The organism is Nguyenibacter vanlangensis (assembly GCF_013376155.1).
Classification (GTDB): domain Bacteria; phylum Pseudomonadota; class Alphaproteobacteria; order Acetobacterales; family Acetobacteraceae; genus Gluconacetobacter; species Gluconacetobacter vanlangensis.
Window position 1 is genome coordinate 1 of record NZ_JABXXP010000152.1, and the last position, 5,724, is coordinate 5,724.

The following is a 5,724-nucleotide window of genomic DNA, read 5'->3' on the forward strand; positions in this document are numbered from 1 at the left end:
AGCGGATCGTCGCGTCCTTCCACGGCCTGCCGCGCGATTACGTGCAGCGCGGCGATTCCTACGCCGAGGAATGCACGCGCACCCTCGCCGCGCTGCGCCGCGCGCTGGACCTGCCCGAGGAGATGGTGCCGCTGACCTATCAGTCGCGCTTCGGCCCCGCGCGCTGGCTGGAGCCCTATACCGCGCCGCTGGTCACCGCCATGCCGGCGCAGGGCATTACCCGCGTCGCCGTCATCATGCCGGGCTTCCTGGCAGACTGCATCGAAACGCTCGACGAGATCGGCCACGAACTGCGCGACGCGTTCGCCGCCGCCGGCGGGACGGATTTCGCCCTTATTCCCTGCCTGAACGCCACCGATCCGGCGATCGACCTGCTGGAGACGCTGGCCAGGCAGGAACTGTCCGGCTGGCTGGGATGATTTTCCCCGATAATCCGTTTTCGTAAGGCGGGTTTCGGGGATTCGAAAAACGGCGCGCCGGACCTTCGCCCGGCGCGCCGCCCCATCATGCGTTCCCCGTCATTCGTCCCTCGGTGGCCCTGCTCAGTGGCCGGAAGGCCCGGCCGGCGGTCCCGGCGGATGCTCGGCGTCCCACAGGGTCGCCTTCTGCTCGTCGGTCTTGCGCGCGCGATAGCGTTCCAGTGCGCTGAGATTCGGATCGACCGGGTGCTCTTTGTCGTAGAGCGCCGCCTTTTCCCGGACCGTCTTGCGGTATTCATGGCGTTTATACATGCCCGCCGCGCATCCGCCCATGGCACCCACCACCCCGTGATGGACCAGGTGGCCGCCGACCGCGCCGGCCGCGCCATATTTCAGGCAACCGCCGGGCTCCGCCCGCGCCCCGCTCGCCAGGCCCGCCGTCATCAGGGCGGCTGCCGCCAGCAGCGGCAGGCCGCGCATTCCGTTCGTCAGCATATGTTTCGTCCATTCGCAAAAAAACACGGGCGGCCGGGGCGGATGGCCCCGCCTCGACCGCCGTACCCCATCATGCAGCGGACTATGTCAACGCTATGACGTCATGGCCGGTCGCAGCTTTCGGTCAGCCGGTTGAACACCAGCCCGTGACTGCACTGCACGACCGGCGACTGCATCGGCGGGGCCGTTTCCGGCGCGGCACCGTAAGGCTGGGCCGGATAGGATTGCGGCGTATAGGACTGGCTCGGATAGGCCGGCGCCGGATACGCATAGCCCGCCGGCGGTCCATAGGCGGCGGCTGGCGGCGGATAATCGTAATAATCATAATACCCGCCATAAGCCGCGGTACCGGCGGCGACGCCCAGAGCGGCGCCGAACGCCAGCGGCCAACCCCATCCCCAGCCCCAGCCGGGATATCCCCAACCCCCGCCGCCCCAGTACGGGTGATAGCCCCACGGGTGATAGCCCCAGCCGCCCCGCCAGCCGTAACCACCATGCCAACCGTAACCACCATGCCAGCCATAACCGCCATAGCCGCCATGCCAGCCATAGCCGCCGCCGTGCCAGCCGCCGCCCCAGCCCCCGTGATAGCCGCCATGGAAGCCGCCACCGCCATGAAAACCGCCATGCTGCGCCATGGCCGCGCCCGGCGCCGCGACGCCCCCCAGCATCGACCCGCCCAGCATCATCGCCATACCTGCCGTCAAAAATCGCCGCATGACCCAACCCTCCACTGCACCGGAATATAAGCATCCGCCGCAGGAGGTTTGAGGCCACCGGCGTATCGATGTGTAACGACCCGAACCACTCGGCACGGGCGGGATGACGCTCTTTCAACCGGTCCGCGGGTTTATGGCCGGCGACCGATATCGTCGGCCATCACAGAATTGCGAAGTTCGTGTCAGGAAACCGAACAGTAACCATTCCTATTCGCCTTCCCTTCATCCGGACATGGCAGATAAACCGTCATGTCCCGCCACGTGCTCTATGCCTCCATGACTCCGATTTCTGCGCGAACAGTCTCACGTCATCGTTTTCCGCGCTCCGGTCCGCGCCGATTGACAACCGGATCGGCATCGTGCTGCAAATTTATACTTCCGGAACGGTGACGGGAGGCATCATGAACGACACGGTTCCGCGTCGGGCGGACAAGGCGGCGCACGGCAAATGGCGGCTGCCGTTCAAAGGCCGGTCCCTGTTCGAAATCGGCAAGGACCTGCGCCCCCGCATCGACCGGGTGATCATCCGCGGCTCGCTGCTGCCGGACCGGGCGATTTTGGACACGGCCTGGATGCCGTGGATCGCGATGCTGGAGCGCAACTGGGAACAGATCCGTGACGAAGCCGTGCGGCTCCGCACCCGGGACATCCCCGCCTTGGGCGACCTTTCGCCGGACCACGGCCGTATCGCCGCGGACCGTCGCTGGAAATCCTTCTTCCTCGCCGGATACGGCTATCGGCGTATCGAAAACTGCGCCCGGGCGCCGGTCACGGCGGCGCTGATCGCCCGGATTCCGGGGCTGGTCACCGCGGTCTTCTCGGTGCTGGAGGCGGGCGGGCGCATCCCCCGGCATTACGGCATGACCAAGGGCATGCTGACCTACCACCTGGCCCTGCGGGTGCCGCGGCAGCGCGCGCAATGCCGGATCCAGATCGAAGGCGCCGACGCCCTGCACACGATCTGCTGGGCGGACGGCCGTTCGCTGCTGTTCGACGATACCTACAACCATCAGGTCTGGAACGACACGGACGAGGACCGCTACATCCTGCTGCTTCAGGTCCGGCGCCCCTGCCGCGGCGTCGCCAGGCTGCTGCTGGGCGTCTTCCTGTTCGGCGTGAAGCATTCGCGCTTCGTTCAGGACATCAAGCGCAGGCTGGACGCGCTGGGCGCCGAGCCGGCGCTCCGACCCGCCCGCTGAATCCCGCCCCCCGCCCGCATTTCATTTCGAAGCCGTAGAAATTCTGAAACGGGAACGTTAGACAGGGAGCGCACCATCGTGCCCCTCCTTCAACGGCCTGTTGGACGATCATGACGATTCCGCGCTTCCGTAAATCGCTGCTCCTCGCATTCGGCATGACGCTTCTGGCCGCGCTGCCGCTCTGTCCGGCGCAATCCCGCGCGGCCGAGACGCAGGCCATGCTGCTGGTCCGCAATGCCTATGTGTTCTCGATGGCGGACGGCCAGAAGACGCCGTTCATCGGCTATATGACGGTCGGCGCGGACGGGCGCATCCGCGCGGTGGGGCGGGGCGAGCCGCCGCGCGGCCTGCGGGCCGCAACCAGCATCGACGCGCACGGCCACTGGATCATGCCGGGTTTCATCTCCGCGCACAGCCATCTCTGGCAGGCCGCCTATCGCGGCCTGGCGCAGGACAAGACGCTGCCGGGATGGATCGACGCGCTGTACGCCCAACAGGCCGCGCACGCCACGCCCGAGGATTTCTACTGGTTCACGCTGGACGGCGCGCTGGACCATCTGCGGCACGGCATTACCGGGGCCTATAATTTCAATTACGGGGACGCGCTGCCCAATCCGCCGGAACGCGACAACGTCAATCATCAGGAATTCCGCGCCGAGATGGCCTCGGGCATCCGTTTCGTGCACGGTGTCCAGGCCATTGCCGGCGGCCGGGACCACACGCTGGACGGCGCGCGCCGCCACCTGAAGCAGTTCCTGGCATGGAGCGCGGCGCAGCCGCATGGCGGCCGGCTGCTGTCGGTCATGCTGAACGGCACCGTAGCGTTCGAGGCCAATCCCGCCGACGCGCTGGCCGAGGCCCGGCTGGAAGGCACCCTGATGCACGAATTCGGCGTGGCCAACCAGACCCATTACCTGGAGCCCCCGGACAGCATCCAGTCCGAACAGGCGGTCTTCCCCGATTTCGCGCGGACCGGCATGATGGGCAAGACCCTGATCTTCGGCCATTTCATCCATACCACGCCCGACATCGTCGCCCAGGCCGCCCGCGCGGGCGGCGCCATGTCGTGGAATCCGCTGTCGAACGGCCGCCTGGCCTCGGGGGTCGCGGACATCCCCGCCTATCTCAAGGCCGGCATCCGCGTCGGCATGGGCGTGGACGGCGAGGCCAGCGCCGACGTCGCCGATCCGTTCGAGAACATGCGCACCGGCCTCTACACCATCCGCGACAAATATCAGAGCGCCGCGATCATGGGCCCGTACGACGTCCTGCGGCTGCATACCGTGGGCAGCGCCGACGTGCTGAACGCGTCGGACCGGGTGGGAAGCCTGGAGCCCGGGAAATTCGCCGATTTCCTGATGATCGACCCGTCGCACCTAGCCCATGTCTTCGACCCCTACGCCACGCTGGTCTTCGCCGCATCGCAGCAGGATCTGGAACAGGTCTATGTCGGCGGCCGGCTGATGGTCGATCACGGCCGCATCCTGCATCAGGACATGGCGGCGGTCGAAGCCCAGGCCGACCGCCGGGTCGCCGCATCCCTGGCCGGTGCGCCACGCTGACGCGCCCGCGCCGGTGATGCGGTATCGGCTTGACCGTCCCGGGGTCTCTCTTTCGGGGCTCTGCCCCGAACCCCGCCAAAGGCGGTGCCTTTGGAAACCGTTTATTTGTCAATGGATTATGGTCGGCGCCGGTCCACTATGTCCTTGCATTTTCCGGGAAATCCAATCCACTGACAACGCAGCGTTTGAACACAAGGACTTTTAGCGGCTGGTCGGAGTGAGAGGATTCGAACCTCCGGCCCCTGCGTCCCGAACACAGTGCTCTACCAGGCTGAGCTACACTCCGAACTTGATGGGGGCTATACATGCCCTCCTGCCGCTCCGCAAGGGTCCCGATGCCCACTATCGCGCGGGAAGATGCATTTTTGTCATCGGGCCGTCAGAGCCGGTCGACATCCTCGGTCGCCGGCCCGCGTACGGCCTGCTTCAGCCGCGCCATCGTCGTGGCGACGTCGGGCACGACCTCGAACAGTTCCAGCGCCGATGCTTCGGCGAAACCCTCACGCACCGCCGCGCGCAGCATGGCGACCATCGGGTCGGCCCACCCCGCGACATTGACGACGAAGATCGGCTTGTCATGCAGCTTTAGCTGCCGCCAGGTCACGATCTCGATCGTCTCGTCGAACGTGCCCAGCCCGCCGGGCAGCACCACGAACGCATCGGCCCGGGCGAACATCAACTGCTTGCGGCTATGCATCGAATCGGTGACGGTCAGGTCCGTCACGCCCTCATGCATCACCTCACGCGCGCGCAGAAAGGTCGGGATCACGCCAGACACCCGGCCGCCCGCCGCCAGGGTCGCGTCCGCCACGGCGCCCATCAGCCCCACATCCCCGCCGCCATAGACCAGGCGCATCCCGGCACGCCCCAGGCTGGTCCCCATCTCGCGCGCCGCTTCCTCGAAATCGGGGCGGGCGCCGAAACGCGACCCGCAGAACACGGCAACGGCAGCAACGGACATGGACGCGATCCTCCTGAACATGGCGGCACGATGCGGGCGGCGGCGATCCGCCCGATTCAGGCGACGCTTGTTCGCGCGCGCCCCCGAAGCAGCAGAGTGGCACCGACCCCCGCCCCGGTAAATAAGGCCGCGACCAGAAACATCGGGCCATAGCCCAGGCCGTGGATCACCAGCCCCAGCATCGGCCCCGACAGGCCGATCCCGATATCCAGGAAGACGCTGAACGCCCCCAGCGCGGCCCCCCGGTTATGCGCCCCCACCCGGGCCACGGCCTCGACCCCCAGCGCGGGAAAGACCAGCGAGAATCCGGCGCCCGTCAGCGCGGCCCCCAGGTCGGCCGCGGCCACGCCGTCGCTGCGCCACAGGATC

At 67.1% G+C, this 5,724-nt stretch carries 6 protein-coding genes, 1 tRNA gene and 1 pseudogene; 3 read left to right on the forward strand and 5 right to left on the reverse strand.

From position 1 onward, the window contains the following. Nucleotides 1–419: ferrochelatase (locus tag HUK84_RS09195; RefSeq protein WP_176640029.1), on the forward strand; the 419-nt coding region annotated here is incomplete at its 5' end. A gap of 123 nt (nucleotides 420–542) precedes the next feature. Here the strand turns inward: HUK84_RS09195 and HUK84_RS09200 are convergent. Both HUK84_RS09200 and HUK84_RS09205 read right to left on the reverse strand, forming a co-directional pair. Next, nucleotides 543–914, reverse strand: coding sequence for a hypothetical protein (locus HUK84_RS09200; RefSeq protein ID WP_246285575.1), 372 nt, complete (start codon nucleotides 912–914; stop codon nucleotides 543–545). Between the two features lie 101 nt (nucleotides 915–1,015). Next, nucleotides 1,016–1,633 carry a hypothetical protein gene (locus HUK84_RS09205; protein WP_176640030.1) on the reverse strand — a complete coding sequence of 206 codons (618 nt, stop codon included), beginning with the start codon at nucleotides 1,631–1,633 and terminating at the stop codon, nucleotides 1,016–1,018. Between the two features lie 401 nt (nucleotides 1,634–2,034). Here HUK84_RS09205 and HUK84_RS09210 point away from each other — a divergent pair, with 401 nt between their 5' ends. Beyond that, nucleotides 2,035–2,832 carry an aspartyl/asparaginyl beta-hydroxylase domain-containing protein gene (locus HUK84_RS09210; protein ID WP_176640031.1) on the forward strand — a complete coding sequence of 266 codons (798 nt, stop codon included), beginning with the start codon at nucleotides 2,035–2,037 and terminating at the stop codon, nucleotides 2,830–2,832. Between the two features lie 110 nt (nucleotides 2,833–2,942). Next, nucleotides 2,943–4,394 (forward strand): amidohydrolase family protein, encoded by a 1,452-nt coding sequence (locus HUK84_RS09215; protein WP_246285576.1) that lies wholly within the window; start codon nucleotides 2,943–2,945, stop codon nucleotides 4,392–4,394. A 209-nt stretch (nucleotides 4,395–4,603) separates the two neighbouring features. On the opposite strand, the gene HUK84_RS09220 is transcribed toward HUK84_RS09215, so the two are convergent. The 3 genes and pseudogenes from HUK84_RS09220 to HUK84_RS09230 all read right to left on the reverse strand — a co-directional run. Continuing rightward, nucleotides 4,604–4,680: transfer RNA gene (locus HUK84_RS09220), tRNA-Pro, on the reverse strand. A gap of 93 nt (nucleotides 4,681–4,773) precedes the next feature. Further along, nucleotides 4,774–5,355: an LOG family protein gene (locus HUK84_RS09225; protein ID WP_176640032.1), complete on the reverse strand. Its 582-nt coding sequence runs from the start codon at nucleotides 5,353–5,355 to the stop codon at nucleotides 4,774–4,776. Between the two features lie 56 nt (nucleotides 5,356–5,411). After that, nucleotides 5,412–5,724, reverse strand: a pseudogene (locus tag HUK84_RS09230) (MFS transporter); the annotation flags it as partial.

Bases quoted from the DNA above. Each gene is read 5' to 3' on its own strand.
- HUK84_RS09205 (WP_176640030.1), bottom strand. From the start codon at position 1,633: ATGCGGCGATTTTTGACGGCAGGTATGGCGATGATGCTGGGCGGGTCG.
- HUK84_RS09215 (WP_246285576.1), top strand. From the start codon at position 2,943: ATGACGATTCCGCGCTTCCGTAAATCGCTGCTCCTCGCATTCGGCATG.
- HUK84_RS09225 (WP_176640032.1), bottom strand. From the start codon at position 5,355: ATGTCCGTTGCTGCCGTTGCCGTGTTCTGCGGGTCGCGTTTCGGCGCC.
- HUK84_RS09210 (WP_176640031.1), top strand. From the start codon at position 2,035: ATGAACGACACGGTTCCGCGTCGGGCGGACAAGGCGGCGCACGGCAAA.
- HUK84_RS09200 (WP_246285575.1), bottom strand. From the start codon at position 914: ATGCTGACGAACGGAATGCGCGGCCTGCCGCTGCTGGCGGCAGCCGCC.